The organism is Aeromonas sp. R7-5 (assembly GCF_040908015.1).
GTDB classification, from domain to species: domain Bacteria; phylum Pseudomonadota; class Gammaproteobacteria; order Enterobacterales; family Aeromonadaceae; genus Aeromonas; species Aeromonas caviae.
The window spans coordinates 98,284-114,202 of the sequence record NZ_JBFOCZ010000004.1 but is presented as its reverse complement, the minus strand read 5'-3'; the positions used below and the strand labels follow the sequence as shown (position 1 = coordinate 114,202).

Here is a 15,919-nt window from a genome sequence, read left to right as displayed (position 1 = left end):
GCGGTAGTTCAGTCGGTTAGAATACCGGCCTGTCACGCCGGGGGTCGCGGGTTCGAGTCCCGTCCGCTCCGCCACTAAATTGAAAGGCCTTCCCTATCGGGAAGGCCTTTTTGCTATCTGAGATTTACCCAGTCTCTCATCTTCAGTAGCAGGTAGCTTGGTTGGATTATCACCCCTCCTACGACAATCTCCGCCCTATAGAATGGCATTCATGCTTCATTCGTGGTCACACACATAGACAGTTCAGGGATGACTCAACAATCTGCCTGGCTGAGCAGATGCCAGTGGCCATCGTTACCTGGAGTTAGTCGCCAGGAAATACCCTGGCTGGTTGGTTGCGGCTGATCTGCTGTGCTCTGAGGGCCTAGTGGATGTCGCTGAGCATTGACGAGGGAGGGCGGAGGAAAGGCAAGGAGCGCTACTGTGGCTGCCTCTGGTGGGTATACAAACAGGTTATCAGTGATGCAGATGGCGTGATGTGGGCAGGATCGCTCAGGCTGATACCATTTTCTGTTGTGTGGCGAGCATGGGGTGCACAAAGAAAAGGGGACAGCAGATGCTGTCCCCTCAAGTCATTTCGTCCATTCCCTGAACTGCCATGCTCCCTGCAATCCTTGACGCTATCCTTTCCTTTGGAAATTCCCCTTCCCAATCCGTTGGGGTGTCCTGTGGCCTTCCTAGCCTGGCAATCTGTCCTGATTGCTTCACCCTCTCCTTCCTGGAGGTGTCCATTACCAAATCCCGTGGTGTTCCTGCGTCATCCTGACTGATAACCATCCTGGCTATCACGCTTCATCTTGAAGCTGTTCCTGACCGCGTCTTGCGGTGTCCTTTCATCCTTGATGAGCGACAATCCGTGCCACTCAACCTCATCCCGAGGTATCCAACTACCGCATCCTGCGGTTGTCCTGTCGTTCCTTGTGATAACCATCCTGGCTATCAACCCCATCCCGAGGTGTTCCTTGCCCACATCCTGCAGGCTCTTCCTTGTTTATGCGCTGTTTCTGCATCCTGCCGAATCAGCTCGTCCTTGTGAGACCCATACTAAGGCAATTGCAGGCTCGAACAAGGTGTGCAATCGGATTGAGCTCCGTGACATATGGTACAGAAATGGGCTGGCGTGGAATATTATCTATGTTTATCAGTTGTTTAGATAGTTTCCATGGAAAGTATACCCAGTGTGGGATGGCTTCACGTACGGTTCAACACTGAGGGGTCTTACAGGGGGAATGGCAGATCTCTTACAAGCAGAAATCGGTAGGAAAACGATGGTACAGCCGCTTCAATCAGGGGTGTAAGAGTTCAAAATTAATTGAATACTTATGCTTTAAAAGTAGACAAAAGCCGAGATAAATCTCGGCTTTGTATTGTCTGCTGGTTTCTTTAGCTGACCCTTGTCCCTGGAGTCGGGTAGGCCTTGCGCAGTGATTCGGGTGCAAGCACCTCCAGGTTGCCGCTCATGTTGTTCAGCCAGGAGCGGAACTCGGGCGTATCCTGCACTTCGGTCTCCACCACCACGCTGCGCTTGTCGTAACGGGTCATACGCGGGTTATGTCCCGGGATTTGTCCATCGATCAGGGTCGGGCAGTTGGCATCGATGCGCCCGACGAAGCGGATCGGACCGCTGACGTCCTGATAACCCTGGTCGCGGATCAGCTTCTGGATATTGAAGTCCTTCGGCTGGGTCGCGCTGAAGTTGGTCAACTCCACGTTCTTGATGTGATCGAACGGAATGCCGTAGACCTTGGGATCCAGCTCGGACAGGGTACAGAGCAGGATGGGGCCATCGGGCTGGTTCAGGATGCCGAGGGGATTGATGCGGTCATAGCAGAGCCAGACAGTACGCTCCTTGATGACACGCTGGATCTCGGCGCTGAATTTGCGGCCACGCCAGAGGGCGTCGCGGATCAGGGTGCTGCGGCGGATCTCCGGATTGCCAGCGAAGGGGCGAGGTGACTGGTGCACGCTCTCCAGCCAGCGCTCGGCCAGTTCGCTCTGGCTGTCGCGGATCACCTGGCCAGCCTTGTCGATCAGCGGGTTCAATTCGGTCAGCACGCTTGCCGGCAACAGTTGGCTCGCCTGGTCGCTCCAGGTTTTCAGGGCCACTGCCAGCGAGAGCGGCATGATGTTGGCAAAGTCATTGAGACCATGGCGCTCGAAGCACCAGCCATGAGGCTTGCTGCGCTCATCGGAGGTGAGGTCGAACAGTCCCATGCCGGACATCTCTTCCAGGTCCCGTTGCACGGTACGGAGACTGACGTGAATGCCTTCCTCTTCCAGTTTTACCTGGAGTTGGCTGGCGGTCAGCTTGTAAGGGCGGTGCGGGATGCAACGCGCCAAGGTCAGTTGTCGTAACAGCTTCTTACTCATGGTGCATGCCTTCACTGGTTTAGCGTTGAGTGTATCCTAGCCATGGCCTGCGACAGTCTATGTCGCAAGTTTTGCTGCGACAACTGTCGCCATTTTCATACATGAAGAAACAAAGCATTGATAAATAAAACAAAATAACAAGTAAAAGGGGTTGTTTGAGCCCTTTTTTTATTGAAAACAAGCCTTGCGAGAATGCTCGCGACCAGGGTGACTGGAAGGAAATGGAAGCAGTATGGAGGGGGAGGTGGGAAGGAGGTGAGGGACGGGCCCCCACCTCGACACGTCGTTATGCCAGCCAGGACCAGGCTGATTTGGTGATGGCTGCGCCCACCATGTAGCCGAATACTGCGAGAGCGGCCACTCCGGCCACCAGCTTCTGACCGCGGGCAGGACGCTTGAGCGCCATGACGCCCAGGCCGATGTAGATCACCAGGGCAATCAGCTTGGCCATCAACCAGGGCTGCTGGCCAGGGCTCATCTGCAGGGTCACCGCCAGCAGCACGCCAAACAGCAGCAGGAAGGTGTCGTTGATGTGGGGCAGCACCTTCAGCCATTTATGTTGCAGCCGCCCGCTGCCCGCCAGCGCCAGGCTCCAGCGGTAGAGGAAGAGCAGCAGGCTGACCAGGGCCAGGGTCATGTGAAGGTGTTTGAGCATGGGGTAATAGGCAATCATGTTGCTTCCTTGTCGTTGTCGGGCAGACCGCTGTTCCATTGATGGGCGTGGGTACGCTCCTGTCCTTCCTGATCGTCTTGCAGCAGGTCGGAGAGGATGTCGCGGTATTGCAGGCTCTTGTTGATATAGGTGTGCTCGTCGTCCAGGTAGTTGACCTGTTCCCGCAGCAGCCGGTTGTCATACTGCTTGAACATCTGCCCCGCACGCCAGGCCTGATTGGCCCTGAATCCCAAGAGGGTGAGTGCTTCTACCCCAAGATCCACGGCCGACCCCAGGGTTTCGCGGTGCACGCTGTCTATCCCGTGGCGCAGGATCTCGTGGGCATGGGGTCTGTCCTGGGCACGGGCCAGTATTCTGAGGTGCGGGAAGTGCTTTTTCACCATCTCGATCACTTCGAGGGAGGTGGCCGGGTCATTGAGGGAGAGCACCAGGAGTTTGGCCTTGTGGGCGCCGGCCGCGTGCAGCAGGTCGAGTCGGCTGGCATCCCCATAAAACACCTGGTAGCCGTACTTTCTCAGCATCTCTATCTGGCTGGCATCCTGCTCCAGGATGGTGGTGCCAATACCGTGGCCGTGGAGCAGGCGCCCCACTATCTGACCGAAGCGACCGAAGCCGGCGATGATGACCGGGTGTTCCACCAGCTCGGGCTGTTCGTGTTCGGGGGTGTCGCTCTGGTTGCGGTAGTCGAACCAGGGCTGGATCACCCGATCGTTGAGGATAAGCAGCAGCGGTGTCAGTGCCATGGAGAGGGCGACGACCAGAGTCAGCAGTGAGATGGTGCTGCCCGGCAGTACCTTGTTCTGGGCGGCGAACGAGAATAGCACGAAGGCGAACTCCCCGCCCTGGGCCAGGGCCAGGGCGAAGGTCCAGCGCTGGTTCGGGGAGAGGCGAATGACAAAGCCGAGCCCCATCAGCACCAGCCACTTGAGCACCATCAGACCGATCACCAGTGCCGGGATCAACAGGGGATGGGCGGCAAAGAGGCTGAAGTCGATGCCGGCACCCACCGACATGAAGAAGAGGCCGAGCAGCAGCCCCTTGAACGGCTCTATGTCTGCTTCCAGCTCGTGGCGGTATTCGCTGTCCGCCAGCACCACGCCGGCGAGGAAGGAGCCGAGGGCGGGGGAGAGGCCGACGGATTCCATCAGCACGGCGATGGCGATCACCAGCAGCAGGGCGGCAGCGACGAAGATCTCCCGCATGTGGGACTGGGCGATGGCGCGAAACACCGGCCGCATCAGGTAATGACCACCCAGCACGATGCCGGCGATGGCGGCCACCACCAGCAGGCCGTGCTGCCAGCCTGCCAGCTCTGAGCTGCCGCTGCTGGCGACCGGTGCGATGGCCAGCAGCGGCAGGATCGCCAGGATGGGGATGACGGCGATGTCCTGGAACAGCAGCACGGCGAAAGCGGAGCGGCCGCTCTCGCTCTGCATCAGTTTGCGCTCCTGCAGGCTCTGCAGCACGATGGCGGTGGAGGAGAGCGCAAGAATGAGACCGATGGCGAGCCCCTGCTGCCAGGGCAGACCCAAAAGATAACCCACCCCGGTCAGGGCGACACCGGTGAGCAGCACCTGCAGACCACCGGTGCCGAGGATGGGCCCTTTCAGTTGCCACAACAGGGCCGGGCGCAGCTCCAGACCGACCAGAAACAGCATCAGCACCACCCCGAACTCGGCGAAGTGCATCACGTCTTTCTGCTCGCCCACCAGACCAAGCAGGAAGGGACCTATGATGATCCCCGCCAGCAGGTAGCCAAGGACAGAGCCCAGCCCCCACCGCTTGGCCAGCGGGACGGCGATCACCGCCGCCGAGAGGTAGATCAGGGCATCAAACAGCAATCCATGTCCCATCAGCGGCTCCTCCTTAACATGATGAATGCCGGTGAGGGCTGGCCGGGCCTGCGCCCGGATCGAGTGTGTGTCATGGGAGTACCCCCAGCAGATCGCGCAGATAGGGGCTCTCGGCCAGCTGGGCCGGGGTCAGCTGCTCGTCACGCAGGGCGCACAGCAGTTGGCGATAGTCCTGGCCGCAGCGGCGCAGCGCCTCGGGATCCTCGAGTTTGTGGAAGGAGTGCAGCACGAAAGGGGGCAGCCAGCGCATGCCGCACAGCTGTGCGGTCTGCTGGAAGGGGAGCAGGAAGTCGAGCAGCGGGCGCTGGTTGTAGCCGGCGCGGCAGTAGGATTCGGGGCCGCCCCCCGTGGTGATGGCGCTGAGCCACTGCTTGCCGCTGAGGGCGTGGGCCTCGGGGCCGTAGGCATAGCCGTACTCCAGCACCAGATCCATCCACTCTTTCATGATGGCCGGGCAGGAGTACCAGTAGAAGGGGTGCTGGAAGACGATGATGTCGTGCTCCGCCAGCAGGGCCTGTTCCCGTTTCACGTTGATGAACATGTCCGGATAGCGCTGGCAGAGATCGTGCAGGGTGATCCCCTCCAGCCCCTCGATGGCGTGCAGCAGTTGCTTGTTGGCCCGGGAACTCTGCAGCGCCGGGTGTGAAAAGATGACCAGAATGCGTTTCATGGGATTCCTGAAGAGGGTCTGCTGCCGGCACATGCGACAGATTGTGAGCTGAAACGTTATCAAGAAGCTCCCTGGCCCGCCAGTTCCGGGATCAGTGCGCGCAGCGCCGGATTCAGGGTCTGGTGGGCGGGGTAGCAGAGGCCGATGCGGCGGAACATCCGGGGGCCGCTCACGGGCAGGGTGCACAGGCCCGCTTCGTCCTCCACCAGCCCGTCGGGCAGGAAGCTGATACCCACCCCGGCCAGCACCAGCGCCATCACCAGCCCCTTGCTCTCGGCCTTGGCCACCAGATTGAGGGTGAGCCGGTCACAGGCCAGCAGGCCTATGGTTTGCTGATGGGCTTCGCAGGGTGGGCACTCAATAAAATCATAATGTTGCAACTCAGCCAGCTCGATACGCGCCCTGCCCGCAAGAGGGTGTCCCCTGGGAACGCACAGCACGTACTCCTCTTCCCAGAGCGGCAGGAAGATTTCGTCCTCCCGGCGCAGGGCATCCAGGGTCAGTCGGCAGTCGGCCGGGGTGCCGTAATCGGAGAGGGTGAGATCCAGCTCGGGCAGTACCCCCTGCACCCGCCGAAGCAATCCCGCCAGCCGACGGCGGCTGAGGTCGGGCATGATGGCCATGTTGAGTCTCGCACGCGTCGCCTTCTGGCGAAACAGGGTCGGCAGGCGACGCGCCTCTTCCACCAGCTTGACGGCGTGGGGATAGAGATAGTGGGCCGGATCCTTCGCTTCCACCCCCTTCTTGCCCCGGATGAAGAGGCTGTCCCCCAGGCTCTCTTCGAGCTGGCGAAGGCCGGCGGAGAGGGAGGGTTGGCTCACGTGGCAGCGGGCTGCCGCCGCCGTGATGTTCTTCTCTTCATAGATGGCGATGAAGAAGCGCAGCAATCTCAGGTCCAGCATGGGGATACCATAGTTAATTCAGATGATAACCAGCGGAAAACTATATTTATCGCCGATGGATGTAGCGACTATAGTGACTGGGTCCCGTGCTGGCCAGCCCTTGTTTGACGCCCATTTCAACGCATCAGAAGGAAAACTCCATGTCCAAGTCCCTCGTGGTGATCACCGGCGCGTCCGCCGGGATCGGTGCCGCCATTGCCCGCGCCTTCTCCGCCGCCGGCCATCCGCTGCTGTTGCTGGCCCGCCGGGTCGAGCCCATGCAGGCGCTGAACCTGCCCGATACCCTCTGCATCGGGGTCGATGTCACCGACACCGCCGCCATGAAGGCCGCCGTGGCGCAGGCGGAGGCGCAATTCGGCCCGGTGGGATGTCTGGTCAACAATGCCGGCGTCATGCTGCTGGGACAGGCCGACGTGCAGGATCCCGCCGAGTGGCAGCAGATGCTCAACATCAACGTGATGGGGGTTTTGAATGGCGTGCATGCGGTACTGGCCGGCATGAAGGCCCGCCGCAGCGGCACCATCATCAACATCAGCTCCATCGCCGGTCGCAAGACCTTCCCGAACCATGCCGCTTACTGCGCCACCAAGTTCGCCGTCCACGCCCTGACCGAAAATATCCGGGAAGAGGTGGCCGATGTGGGCGTGCGGATGGTGACCATCGCTCCGGGCGCGGTGGAGACCGAGCTGCTCAGCCACACCACGGACGAGAGCATCAAGGCGGGCTATCACGACTGGAAGGATCAGATGGGAGGCGTCATTGCACCCGAGGTGATCGCCGACGCCGTGCTCTACGCCTGGCACCAGCCGGCCAACGTCTGCGTGCGGGAGATCGTGCTGGCGGCCACCCGCCAGCAACCCTGATGCAGACGGGGGAGGGGTTGACCCTCCCCCTGGGCCAAGGGTTACCATAGGCCCTCTTTCGTCATTGAGTCGTCTCATGGTCCTGACCCGTCGCCAACTCGCTCGCGCCCGCCGCTGGCTCCCCCTGTGGAGTCTGGTGCTGGTGCTGATGTCGTTTGGCAGCCGTGCGGCCACCGATCTCTGTACCCTGACGCCCCATTGCAGCCAGAGCGAGCGTACCCTGGAAAAAGCCATGCCCTGCGGCAGCTTCACCTCGGCGCTCGCCATGACGGTGCTCACCAGCGACAGCCTGACGGTTGCCCGGCTTGAGCCCGACAGGCCGACATACCTCTCTCCCTCTCTGTTCATGCCGGAGGCGCCCCTGGAGCGTCTCGAGCGTCCGCCCCGTCACCACGGCTGAGTCGAGTTTCCCTTTCCGGGCATTTCTTCTTAACCGAGGTGAGATATGTACAAGTCCCTGTTACTGGCCGTGCTGGCCGGTACCGTCAGTTTTTCTGCTCTGGCAACCGGGCAGATGACCGTCTACAAGTCCCAGTATTGCGGTTGCTGCAAGACCTGGATCAAGCACATGGAAGAGAACGGCTTTGAGGTCAAGGTCGTGGAAACCGAGCAGCTTGACCCGATCAAGCAGCAGCATGGCATCACCCCGCAGCTGGCCTCCTGCCACACCGGGGTGGTGAACGGCTATGTGGTGGAGGGGCATGTGCCCGCTGCCGACGTGCAGAAGCTGCTCAAGGAAAAACCGGCGATCCGCGGTCTGACCATTCCGGGGATGCCCCAGAGTGCGCCGGGCATGGATATTCCGGGTCAGCCCTATCAGGTGCTGAGCATCAGTGACGAGGGCGCGACCAAAGTCTGGTCGAGCTACCCCGGCTGATGGATGCTGACCGTGAGCAGACACACTTCCATCATGTGAGGCACACCTGAGCGAACCCGTGTCGCCCACGGTCAGGGAGGAGGGCCGCCATCGCGAGATGGCGGCCCTTTTTCGTCGATTTGGGGGGGAATGTCCGGGGAGCCCTTGCAACCCCGGGCGACAAGGGGCAGATTGATCGCCAATTTTTATTTTCTCAGGGACGCTTTTCCCGCTGCCTGCCGGTGTGCCGTCTGGATGCGTGCAGCACCAGCGGGAGGGGCTGCCCTGTGACAGCGCAAAGGATGCGACATGTTCACCTTTTCCCGGGGGTTGCTGCTGGCTTGCCTGCTTGCTGCGCCCTGTTCCCATGCCAACGAAGAGTCCGCCATGCCTACAAGCGATACTTCCACCCAGCCTGTCATTGTCCCCCCGGTGGCTGCCAAGCACCCCCATACCCTGAAAAAACACGGGGACACGCGCGTCGACAACTACTACTGGCTGCGTGACGACGAGCGGCAGAAGCCCGAGGTGCTGGACTATCTCAAGGCCGAGAATGCCTACACCGAGGCCATGCTTGCACCGATCAAGCCGCTGCGCGAGCAGCTCTACAAGGAGATGGTGGCCCGTATTCCCCAGCAGGACGAGTCTGTCCCCTATGTGAAGAACGGCTACCGCTATCAGACCCGTTACGAGCCGGGCAAGGAGTACGCCATCTACTCCCGCAGCAAGGTGGAAGGGGACGGGGCGCCCGCCCTGCTGCTGGATGGCAACCAGCGCGCCGAAGGCCACGAGTTCTATGCCCTGGGGGCGCTCGAGGTGAGCCGCAACAACCGCTGGCTGGCGGTGGCGGAAGATTATCTCTCCCGCCGTCAATACAGGATCCAGTTCCTCGATCTGGAGAGCGGCGCCTGGGCCGCCGACACCCTCGAGAACACCTCTGGCAACCTGGTGTGGGCCAACGACAGCAAGACGGTCTTCTACGTGCGCAAGCACCCCAAGACCCTGCTGCCCTACCAGGTCTATCGCCACGAGCTGGGCACGGACCCCGCGAAGGATACCCTGGTCTACGAGGAGAAGGACGACTCCTTCTATGTGAGCCTCTACGCCACCACCTCGGAAGATTTCATCGTCATCTCCCTCTCCAGCACCACCACCAGCGAGGCGCGCCTCATCGATGCCAATGTGCCGGGTCAGACGCCACGCCTGTTCCTGCCCCGCCAGGTGGATCACGAATACAGCCTGGATCACTACCGCGGTCGCTTCTATGTGCGCTCCAACAAGGACGGCAAGAACTTCGGCCTCTATGAGACCAAGGAGAGCCCGGTGGATCGCTGGAAGGCGGTGATCGCCCCCAATCCGGACGTGCTGCTGGAGAGCTATGCCCTGTTCAGGGACTGGCTGGTGCTGGAGGAGCGCAGCCAGGGGTTGACCCGGTTGCGTCAGGTCAACTGGCAGAGCGGCGAGCAGAAGGAGATCGCCTTCGACGATCCCGCCTATGTCACCTGGCTTGCCTACAACCCGGAGCCGGACACCAGCGCCCTGCGCTATGGCTACTCCTCCATGACCACGCCGTCCTCCACCTACGAGCTGGACATGGACAGCGGCAAGCGGACTCTGCTCAAGCAGCAGCCGGTGGCGGGCTTCGTGCCTGCGCAATATGCCAGCGAGCGACTCTGGATCACCGCCCGTGACGGCGTAGCCGTGCCGGTGTCGCTGGTCTATCGCAAGGACAAGTTCAAGAAGGCAGGGGGTGGTGCAGGCACCAATCCCCTGCTGGTCTACGGCTATGGCTCCTACGGCGCCAGCATGGACCCGGACTTCAGCAGCTCACGCCTGAGCCTGCTGGACCGGGGTTTCGTCTACGCCATCGCCCATATCCGGGGTGGCGAGGAGCTGGGCCGCACCTGGTATGAAGAGGGCAAGCTGCTCAAGAAGCAGAACACCTTCAACGACTTCATCGACGTGACCGAGGCGCTGGTGGCGCAAGGCTACGGCGCCAGGGATCAGGTCTATGCCATGGGAGGCAGCGCCGGCGGCCTGCTGATGGGGGCCGTCATCAACCAGGCGCCCCAGCTCTATCGCGGCGTGGTGGCTCAGGTGCCCTTCGTCGACGTGGTCACCACCATGCTGGACGAGTCCATTCCCCTCACCACAGGGGAGTATGACGAGTGGGGCAACCCGAACAAGAAGCGCTACTACGACTACATGAAGGCCTACAGCCCCTACGATCAGGTCAAGGCCCAGGCTTACCCGAATCTGCTGGTGACCACGGGGCTGCACGACTCCCAGGTGCAATACTGGGAGCCGGCCAAGTGGGTGGCCAAGCTGCGTGAGCTGAAGACGGACGACAACCAGTTGCTGCTCAGCACCGACATGGAGGCCGGTCATGGCGGCAAGTCGGGCCGTTTCAAGGCCTATGAGGACATCGCCCTGGAGTTCGCCTTCATTCTGGAGCTGGCTGGCAGCAAGGCGTGATGGCCGGGCCCAAATGAAATCAGCTTGTTACCAAACCCCGTTCCGGCAGCCCCGGATCGGGGTTTTTGCATCTTGGCGACAAAAGCGTCATTAACGTCGTGTTTATGCTGTTCAGTAAGCACTTCGCAATATAACGGACCAGGTTTCTAATCCTTGCCAGTCAAGGGTTGCGAAAGAATCTGGGCGTGCTTTTTATTGCTTCCCTTTGATAGTTCATGTAATTAATCTGCCCTTGAGAAATGAATGATCCGCTTCAAACTTCTCGCTATTTAAATCCGCCATTTTGCTGTTTTGTTTGATTTATGTTGGTGTTATGTGCTTAATCGGAGCGTTAATGCTTTTGAACTGACCCGTTTCTGGTCAGATCACCTCCGATCGGCATGACGCTGATTATCTCACCGCAGGATGATGGTGGCTTCTGGAAGGGCGCGTGCCGCTCGACCATTTCCTCGTACGAGGTCGTATAGGCGAACCCAGTCTTGATGCGGGTCTGTCTCATATTCTCCCGGGAAACGGGTGAAATAAATCAATGAAAAGGATGAAGAACATGAAAGGATTATCCTTGGCGTGCGCCTTGTCGGCGGCTCTGGTCGGTGTGTCGTTTGGTGGTCCGGTGCAAGCGCAGGAGCGCTTCGTGACCATAGGCACCGGCGGTCAGACCGGCGTCTACTACGTGGCGGGCCAGTCCATCTGCCGCTTCCTCAACCGCGGCGCCGCCGATCACCAGATCAAGTGCAACGCCCCGGCCAGTGGCGGCGGTGTTGCCAACGTCAACGGCATCCGCTCCGGCGAATTCAACTTCGGCATCATGCAGTCCGACCACCAGTACAAGGCGATGAAGGGCGTCGAGCCGTTCAAGGCTGAAGGTCCGATGGATGACATCCGCGCCGTCTTCTCCCTGCAGAGCGAAGTGTTCACCATCCTGGCCCGCAAGGACGCCAAGGTAGCCAGCTTCGACGACCTGAAGGGCAAGCGCGTCAACATCGGCAACCCGGGTTCCGGTCAGCGTGACACCTTTGAAGAGATCATGACCGTGAAGGGCTGGGACAAATCCGCCTTCAGCCTGGTTTCCGAACTGAAACCCGCCGAGCAGGCCTCTGCCCTGGGTGACAACAACATCGATGCCATGAGCTACTTCGTCGGCCACCCGAACGGCGCCATCCAGGAAGCCTCTACCACCACGGACACCGTGCTGGTGCCGGTCACCGGCCCCGAGATCGACAAGCTGCTGGCCGAGAAGAGCTACTACAGCAAGGCCGAGATCCCGGGTGGTCTCTACAAGGGCAGCCCGAACCCGACCCCGTCCATCGGTGGCAAGGCGGTGCTCTCCACCAGCGCCAAGGCTGACCCTGAAGTGGTCTACCAGCTGGTCAAGTCCGTGTTCGACAACCTGGACCGCTTCAAGCGCCTGCACCCGGCCTTCGCGGATCTGAAGGAAGCCGACATGATCAAGGTGGGTCTCTCCGCTCCGCTGCATGAAGGCGCTGTGCGTTACTACAAGGAACGTGGCTGGATGTAATCCGGCTGCGTCTTCGGATGTGCCCCGGACTCGCTCCTCCTTCGGGGGAGCGAGTCTCATTTATTGCAGTACCTACAGAGTCACACTATGCAGCAAACACAACAACAAGAGGCGTTCTCGGCCGAGGAGCTGATCGCCCAGGACGTCGGCGCCAGGCTGCCCGTCGGCCCCATGAGCTGGATCATCGCGGGTCTTGCGCTGATCTGGTCCCTGTTCCAGCTCTGGATTGCCTCGCCGCTGCCCTTCTCCCTTGGCATCGGCGTCCTCAACGACACTGAAACACGCTCGATTCACCTGGCCTTCGCCATCCTGCTCGCCTACCTGGTGTTCCCCGCCATGCGCAGCTCACCGCGAGACAGGGTTCCCCTTGCCGACATCGCCCTCGGCCTCGTCGGTGCCGCCGTCGCCAGCTATCTGTTCGTGATGTACCAGGAGCTTGCCCAGCGTCCCGGCAACCTGACCACCATGGACTTCGCGGTGGCCTGCGTCGGCATTCCGCTCCTGCTGGAAGCGGCCCGCCGCGCCCTGGGCCCGGCCCTGGCGGTCATCGCCATCGTCTTCCTGGCCTACAGCCTGGCCGGTCCCTGGATGCCTTCCCTGCTGGCCCACCGCGGGGTGAGCCTGCATGCGCTGGCCAACCACCAGTGGATCACCACCGAAGGGGTGTTCGGCATCGCCCTTGGGGTCTCCACCAGCTTCGTCTTCCTGTTCGTGCTGTTTGGCGCCCTGCTCGAGCGCGCCGGTGCGGGCCATTACTTCATCCAGCTCGCCTTCAGCCTGCTGGGTCACCTGCGCGGCGGCCCGGCCAAGGCGGCCGTGGTCGCCTCGGCCCTGACCGGCGTCATCTCCGGCTCCTCCATCGCCAACGTGGTGACCACGGGCACCTTCACCATCCCCATGATGAAACGGGTCGGTTTCTCCAAGGAGAAGGCCGGCGCGGTGGAAGTGGCCTCTTCGGTCAACGGCCAGATCATGCCGCCGGTCATGGGGGCTGCGGCCTTCCTGATGGTGGAGTACGTGGGCATTCCCTATGTGGAGATCATCAAGCACGCCTTCCTGCCGGCGGCCATCTCCTACATCGCCCTGCTCTACATCGTGCACCTCGAAGCGCTCAAGCTCGGGATGCAGCCCATCGGCAACCGTCAGCCGCGCCCCTGGCTGCGTCGCTTGACCGGCTTCGCCTTCGGTGCCGCCCTCATCAGCGGCCTCTCCATGGCGGTCTACTACGGTCTGGGCTGGCTCAAGCCGGTACTGGGTGACTATGCCCTGCCGGGGATCAGCGTGCTGCTGGCCGTCGCCTACCTGGGACTGCTGAAGATCGCCGCGAGCAACGCGCCGCTGCCGGCGGAAGACCCGGACAAGCCACTGGACGAGTTGCCCGAGACCCGCGCCGTGCTGCTCTCCGGCCTGCACTTCCTGCTGCCCGTGGTGGTGCTGGTGTGGTGTCTGATGGTGGAGCGCCTCTCCCCCGGCCTGTCGGCCTTCTGGGGTTCGGTGATGCTCATCATCATCCTGCTGACCCAGCGACCGCTGCTGAACTGGCTGCGCACCGACGGCAAGCATGACTACGGCTCCTTCACCGATGGCGTGGTGGACCTGCGCGAGGGGCTGATTGCCGGTGCCCGCAACATGATCGGCATCGGCATTGCCACCGCCACTGCCGGCATCATCGTCGGGGCCGTCTCCCAGACCGGCGTCGGCCTGGTGCTGGCGGATCTGGTGGAGTTCCTCTCCATGGGCAACCTGCTGCTCATGCTGATCCTCACCGCGCTGCTGAGCCTCATCCTCGGCATGGGGCTGCCGACCACTGCCAACTACATCGTGGTATCGAGCCTGCTGGCGCCGGTGATCGTCACCCTGGGTCAGCAGAACGGCCTCATCGTGCCGCTCATCGCAGTTCACCTGTTTGTCTTCTACTTCGGCATCATGGCGGACGTGACCCCGCCGGTGGGGCTGGCCTCGTTCGCCGCGGCCGCCGTCTCCAAGGGCGACCCCATCAAGACCGGGATCACGGCGTTCTACTACAGCCTGCGTACCGCGGCGCTGCCGTTCCTGTTCATCTTCAACACCGATCTGCTGCTCATCAACGTGGACTTCGCCCACGGCGTGCTGATCTTCTTCGTGGCCACCATCGCCATGCTGATCTTCGCTGCCGCCACCCAGGGCTTCTTCCTGGTGAAGAGCCGCTGGTACGAGAGCGTGCTGCTGCTGCTGGTGGCCTTCACCCTGTTCCGTCCAGGCTTCTGGATGGATCTGCTGCACGACCCGTATCGCGACACCGCCCCGGCCGAGCTGGCCCAGACCATGGGTCAGGTGGAGGCCGAGAGCACCCTGCGCCTGCGCATGGAAGGGGAAGATGCGGTGGGCAAGTTGCGCCGCTTCACCGTGCTGCTACCGGTGCCGGATGGTGCGAGCGGTGAGGATCGTCTGACCAAGCTGGGGATCCAGACCTATGAGCAGGGCGGCAAGATCCTGATCGACACCGTCACCTTCGGCAGCCAGGCGGCCGATCTGGGGCTGGAGATGGATCAGCAGATCCTGAGCGTCAAGGCGCCCACCGAGCGCTGGCCCAAGGAGCTGATGTGGCTGCCGGGCTTCCTGCTGTTCGGGGCCGTGGTCTGGCTGCAACGCCGCCGGGTCGCTCGACCCTGATCATCACCCAATAAAAAACGGCGCCTTCGGGCGCCGTTTTTTATGGTGGGCTGTGATGCCGGCCGCTTCGGGCCATCAGTCCAGGGCATCAGTTGGACTGGGTCTGCTTCTGTTTTTGCAGTTGGTCGAGGGTCTGCTGCTCCTGCGGGCTGAGGCCAAGCTGCTCGCAGGCCTGTTCAAAGCTGATGCCAAGATGGCACATCATGATATCGATAGCGGGCAGGTAGTTGGTCATAGCGTCTTCCATGGTGATCCTCCAGAACTGTCTCTTATGCCCGAGGGCGGGGATGGGGGCAATTAGACTTTAGGTGTAGGGTGCCATCTGCTTCAGCCTCTGCCACTGGCCGGGGGAATTTGCTACTCTTGCGGGCACTAAAGAGGTTGCCGCCCCAGGGTGAGCAGCCGGTGAGGAGCAGGGCATGTTATTGAGTTTCTTGATCATCGCATCGGGCTGGTGGCACATCCGCGCGGCTTACGGCTCAGACTCCCGTCAGTTCTACATCAGCAAACCCCTGACCATGCTGTTCATCATCGCCCTGGCGTTTGGCTACCAGAGCGACGATCACAACGGCTCCCACGCCTGGATCCTGCTCGGTCTCTGCCTGTCGCTGGCGGGGGACGTGCTGCTGATGCTGCCACGGGATCGCTTCATCCAAGGGCTGGCGGCATTTTTTGTCGCTCACCTCTGCTACATCGTCGGTTTCGCCCAGGGGCCCCTGGTGCTCAAGCTGGTGGACGGCCTGCTGCTGTTGCTGGTGGCCGGCATGGTGTTCGGGCTCCTGTGGGGCCAGCTCGGCGAGATGAGGATCCCCGTCTTCTGCTACATGCTGGTGATCATCGCCATGGCCTGGGTGGCCGCCGGTGCCTGGCATGCCTCTCTCACTGCCGGCAGCGCCGCCGCCCTGGTGGGGGCGCTGATGTTCCTCTTCTCCGACAGCATGCTGGCGCTGGACAGATTCCGCCGCCCCTTCCCCCATGCCACGGCCTGGATCATGAGCAGCTACTTCGCGGCACAGTTCCTGATCGCCGCCTCCCTGGCGGGCTGACTGGCGGGCAGCCATGAAAAACGGGCCTTCTGGCCCGTTT

13 protein-coding genes are annotated in these 15,919 nt (G+C 61.5%); 7 read left to right on the top strand and 6 right to left on the bottom strand.

Annotated features, from left to right (window positions below):
* Positions 1-1,383: 1,383 nt before the first annotated feature.
* The 5 genes from AB5Y53_RS00655 to AB5Y53_RS00635 all read right to left on the bottom strand — a co-directional run bounded on the left by AB5Y53_RS00655 (position 1,384) and on the right by AB5Y53_RS00635 (position 6,468).
* Positions 1,384-2,370 carry a YafY family protein gene (locus AB5Y53_RS00655; protein WP_029313511.1) on the bottom strand — a complete coding sequence of 329 codons (987 nt, stop codon included), beginning with the start codon at positions 2,368-2,370 and terminating at the stop codon, positions 1,384-1,386.
* 286 nt (positions 2,371-2,656) lie between these two features.
* Entirely contained in the window at positions 2,657-3,043 is a 387-nt protein-coding gene (locus AB5Y53_RS00650; protein ID WP_368180956.1) for a SirB2 family protein, read from the bottom strand.
* Complete coding sequence (locus tag AB5Y53_RS00645; RefSeq protein ID WP_368180955.1) at positions 3,040-4,896, bottom strand: monovalent cation:proton antiporter-2 (CPA2) family protein; 1,857 nt, start codon at positions 4,894-4,896, stop codon at positions 3,040-3,042. Before AB5Y53_RS00645 ends, AB5Y53_RS00650 begins: the two co-directional genes overlap by 4 nt.
* 70 nt (positions 4,897-4,966) lie before the next feature.
* On the bottom strand, positions 4,967-5,566 hold the full coding sequence (locus tag AB5Y53_RS00640) for an NAD(P)H-dependent oxidoreductase (protein ID WP_010672574.1): 600 nt from the start codon (positions 5,564-5,566) through the stop codon (positions 4,967-4,969).
* 59 nt (positions 5,567-5,625) lie between these two features.
* A complete protein-coding gene (locus AB5Y53_RS00635; protein ID WP_042015287.1) occupies positions 5,626-6,468 on the bottom strand; it encodes a LysR family transcriptional regulator in 843 nt (280 codons plus the stop codon).
* Positions 6,469-6,608: 140 nt separating this feature from the next.
* Here AB5Y53_RS00635 and AB5Y53_RS00630 point away from each other — a divergent pair, with 140 nt between their 5' ends.
* From AB5Y53_RS00630 to AB5Y53_RS00605, 6 genes are all read left to right on the top strand, one after another.
* Entirely contained in the window at positions 6,609-7,331 is a 723-nt protein-coding gene (locus AB5Y53_RS00630; RefSeq protein ID WP_042881944.1) for an SDR family oxidoreductase, read from the top strand.
* 76 nt (positions 7,332-7,407) lie between these two features.
* Positions 7,408-7,731, top strand: a complete 324-nt coding sequence (locus AB5Y53_RS00625) for a hypothetical protein (RefSeq protein WP_041214286.1) — start codon at positions 7,408-7,410, stop codon at positions 7,729-7,731.
* A 45-nt stretch (positions 7,732-7,776) separates the two neighbouring features.
* A complete protein-coding gene (locus AB5Y53_RS00620) occupies positions 7,777-8,208 on the top strand; it encodes a DUF411 domain-containing protein (RefSeq protein WP_010672577.1) in 432 nt (143 codons plus the stop codon).
* Positions 8,209-8,496: 288 nt separating this feature from the next.
* The gene (locus AB5Y53_RS00615) at positions 8,497-10,662 is read left to right on the top strand and encodes an oligopeptidase B (protein ID WP_049637321.1); all 2,166 of its coding nucleotides are present in this window, start codon (positions 8,497-8,499) and stop codon (positions 10,660-10,662) included.
* Between the two features lie 547 nt (positions 10,663-11,209).
* Positions 11,210-12,181: a TAXI family TRAP transporter solute-binding subunit gene (locus AB5Y53_RS00610; protein WP_029313514.1), complete on the top strand. Its 972-nt coding sequence runs from the start codon at positions 11,210-11,212 to the stop codon at positions 12,179-12,181.
* 87 nt (positions 12,182-12,268) lie between these two features.
* A complete protein-coding gene (locus tag AB5Y53_RS00605; protein WP_368180954.1) occupies positions 12,269-14,833 on the top strand; it encodes a TRAP transporter permease in 2,565 nt (854 codons plus the stop codon).
* Positions 14,834-14,921: 88 nt separating this feature from the next.
* Here AB5Y53_RS00605 and AB5Y53_RS00600 read toward each other — a convergent pair whose 3' ends face one another.
* The gene (locus AB5Y53_RS00600; RefSeq protein WP_005332188.1) at positions 14,922-15,080 is read right to left on the bottom strand and encodes a hypothetical protein; all 159 of its coding nucleotides are present in this window, start codon (positions 15,078-15,080) and stop codon (positions 14,922-14,924) included.
* Between the two features lie 172 nt (positions 15,081-15,252).
* Here AB5Y53_RS00600 and AB5Y53_RS00595 point away from each other — a divergent pair, with 172 nt between their 5' ends.
* The gene (locus AB5Y53_RS00595) at positions 15,253-15,879 is read left to right on the top strand and encodes a lysoplasmalogenase (protein ID WP_010672583.1); all 627 of its coding nucleotides are present in this window, start codon (positions 15,253-15,255) and stop codon (positions 15,877-15,879) included.
* Positions 15,880-15,919 lie beyond the last annotated feature (40 nt).

What these genes read in the sequence shown, in the direction of transcription:
- AB5Y53_RS00620 (WP_010672577.1), top strand. Translation starts at nt 7,777, where the DNA reads ATGTACAAGTCCCTGTTACTGGCCGTGCTGGCCGGTACCGTCAGTTTT.
- AB5Y53_RS00615 (WP_049637321.1), top strand. Translation starts at nt 8,497, where the DNA reads ATGTTCACCTTTTCCCGGGGGTTGCTGCTGGCTTGCCTGCTTGCTGCG.
- AB5Y53_RS00630 (WP_042881944.1), top strand. Translation starts at nt 6,609, where the DNA reads ATGTCCAAGTCCCTCGTGGTGATCACCGGCGCGTCCGCCGGGATCGGT.
- AB5Y53_RS00605 (WP_368180954.1), top strand. Translation starts at nt 12,269, where the DNA reads ATGCAGCAAACACAACAACAAGAGGCGTTCTCGGCCGAGGAGCTGATC.
- AB5Y53_RS00600 (WP_005332188.1), bottom strand. Translation starts at nt 15,080, where the DNA reads ATGGAAGACGCTATGACCAACTACCTGCCCGCTATCGATATCATGATG.
- AB5Y53_RS00610 (WP_029313514.1), top strand. Translation starts at nt 11,210, where the DNA reads ATGAAAGGATTATCCTTGGCGTGCGCCTTGTCGGCGGCTCTGGTCGGT.
- AB5Y53_RS00625 (WP_041214286.1), top strand. Translation starts at nt 7,408, where the DNA reads ATGGTCCTGACCCGTCGCCAACTCGCTCGCGCCCGCCGCTGGCTCCCC.
- AB5Y53_RS00655 (WP_029313511.1), bottom strand. Translation starts at nt 2,370, where the DNA reads ATGAGTAAGAAGCTGTTACGACAACTGACCTTGGCGCGTTGCATCCCG.
- AB5Y53_RS00650 (WP_368180956.1), bottom strand. Translation starts at nt 3,043, where the DNA reads ATGATTGCCTATTACCCCATGCTCAAACACCTTCACATGACCCTGGCC.
- AB5Y53_RS00635 (WP_042015287.1), bottom strand. Translation starts at nt 6,468, where the DNA reads ATGCTGGACCTGAGATTGCTGCGCTTCTTCATCGCCATCTATGAAGAG.
- AB5Y53_RS00640 (WP_010672574.1), bottom strand. Translation starts at nt 5,566, where the DNA reads ATGAAACGCATTCTGGTCATCTTTTCACACCCGGCGCTGCAGAGTTCC.
- AB5Y53_RS00595 (WP_010672583.1), top strand. Translation starts at nt 15,253, where the DNA reads ATGTTATTGAGTTTCTTGATCATCGCATCGGGCTGGTGGCACATCCGC.
- AB5Y53_RS00645 (WP_368180955.1), bottom strand. Translation starts at nt 4,896, where the DNA reads ATGGGACATGGATTGCTGTTTGATGCCCTGATCTACCTCTCGGCGGCG.